This is a genomic window from Metabacillus sp. 22489 (assembly GCF_052044855.1).
Taxonomy (GTDB): Bacteria; Bacillota; Bacilli; order Bacillales; family Bacillaceae; genus Metabacillus; species Metabacillus niabensis.
The window spans coordinates 1-877 of the sequence record NZ_JBQENT010000122.1; the positions used below are offsets into that span (position 1 = coordinate 1).

Genomic DNA, 877 nt, shown 5'->3' on the forward strand with positions numbered 1-877 from the left:
GATTTCCCATCACATTAGTGAGTAAGAACCCTGAAAGATGATCAGGTTGATAGGTCTGAGGTGGAAGCGTGGTGACACGTGGAGCTGACAGATACTAATCGTTCGAGGACTTAACCTAATTTAAAAAAGCAGAAGAAGCCGATGGCTTCTGAAGCTAGATAAAAGAGAGTTAAACTAAGTGAATGAATATTATAAATCGTTATCTAGTTTTGAAGGAATATTTTTCTTCAAAAAAGACTTGAAATTTTCTCTTAAAATAGTATAATAATTCTTGTCGCTAATGTCTGGTGACGATGGCGAAGAGGTCACACCCGTTCCCATGCCGAACACGGAAGTTAAGCTCTTCAGCGCCGATGGTAGTTGGGGGATTCCCCCTGTGAGAGTAGGACGTTGCCAGGCATAATTTGGAGGATTAGCTCAGCTGGGAGAGCATCTGCCTTACAAGCAGAGGGTCGGCGGTTCGATCCCGTCATCCTCCACCATTATCTTTTAAAATAAACTATTGTATTTAAGCCGGTGTAGCTCAATTGGTAGAGCAACTGACTTGTAATCAGTAGGTTGGGGGTTCAAGTCCTCTCGCCGGCACCACTTATAATAAATAACTCATTATTATAATGAGCCATTAGCTCAGTTGGTAGAGCACGTTCGAGTAAGCTGCGAAGCGAAACATCAGCGCACAAATCGAGCTTCTACTTGAATAAACTTACTGAGATTTGGGCGTCGGTTACAAGTAGTAAAAAGAATAGTAGTACTCATTGATAAAATGAGCCATTAGCTCAGTTGGTAGAGCATCTGACTTTTAATCAGAGGGTCGAAGGTTCGAGTCCTTCATGGCTCACCATTTACACACCTTGCGGGTGTGGCGGAATTGGCAGAC

3 tRNA genes and 2 rRNA genes are annotated in these 877 nt (G+C 42.9%); all 5 read left to right on the top strand.

Annotation, left to right across the window (positions count from 1 at the left end):
- Positions 1-118, top strand: a 23S ribosomal RNA gene (locus tag ACTJJ9_RS26310); the annotation flags it as partial.
- A gap of 165 nt (positions 119-283) precedes the next feature.
- Positions 284-399, top strand: a 5S ribosomal RNA gene (rrf, locus tag ACTJJ9_RS26315).
- Between the two features lie 7 nt (positions 400-406).
- Positions 407-482, top strand: a tRNA-Val gene (locus ACTJJ9_RS26320).
- Positions 483-512: 30 nt separating this feature from the next.
- Positions 513-588, top strand: a tRNA-Thr gene (locus ACTJJ9_RS26325).
- A 177-nt stretch (positions 589-765) separates the two neighbouring features.
- Positions 766-841 (top strand) — tRNA-Lys (locus ACTJJ9_RS26330).
- Positions 842-877: the final 36 nt, after the last annotated feature.